Raw genomic sequence first — 781 nt, forward strand, 5'->3', positions numbered from 1 at the left:
AGTCCCAATGGTTAAATAAAGGCAAGATTTAGCACCTTTTGCAGCACCCATCGTGTTTTCAGCAAGTGACGCGCCATTTACATCCGTTGTCCAAGCAATCGGTTTATCACCAAACCACGCTTTCATTTGCCCAACAAAATCATAATTTTGCCAAGGCAATTTTGGTGTTGAGGTGATATAACCATAAGTTGGCGAGTCATGATTGATGCCGATTGGGCCAAAAGATGAAATACCGAAACTTTCCACTTCATATTGGTCAAAGAAATCTTTTAATTCACCCATGGTTTCTTCTGGAACCGTCGTATCAATACGCACCTGGTCAATGATATTTAAGTCTTCGTCAGCTACCGCACAGATAAACTTCGTGCCACCAGCCTCTATACCACCATATAATAAATCTCTTGTCATGATTAATTGCCTCCATTGTTGTAATCTTTTCCCATATTATACAATACTTGCTACTATTATAAAAAGAGAGGCCGACACTTTTGTGACCGCCTCTCTACAAATTTGTTTTAGCTATAAAATCTACCCGATAACTTAAACTTCTTCAAAGAATTGACCGGGATGCTCAATTGCACGTACACGAACAATATCTGGGATCTCCTCTAATCTTGCGACTAAACGCTCAACTTTCTCATAATCTAATTCCTCTAAATCAACCAATGTATATGCAAAGTCACCACGACCACGGTTCACCATATTCGCAATATTCATTCCTTGTTCCGCCACGAAGCTTGAAATCTTACCAATCATGTTTGGAATATTACGATTAATAATT

General features: G+C 38.9%; 1 protein-coding gene and 1 pseudogene. Both read right to left on the reverse strand.

The genetic code is table 11. From position 1 onward, the window contains the following. Positions 1-408, reverse strand: a 408-nt coding sequence (locus tag ACRCJ0_RS17005) for an ROK family protein (protein ID WP_431391336.1), incomplete at its 3' end; no start/stop codon positions are given. 132 nt (positions 409-540) lie between these two features. Next, a pseudogene (locus ACRCJ0_RS17010) lies at positions 541-781 on the reverse strand (3-phosphoglycerate dehydrogenase); the annotation flags it as partial.

It is taken from the genome of Aerococcus sp. L_32, assembly GCF_050689315.1.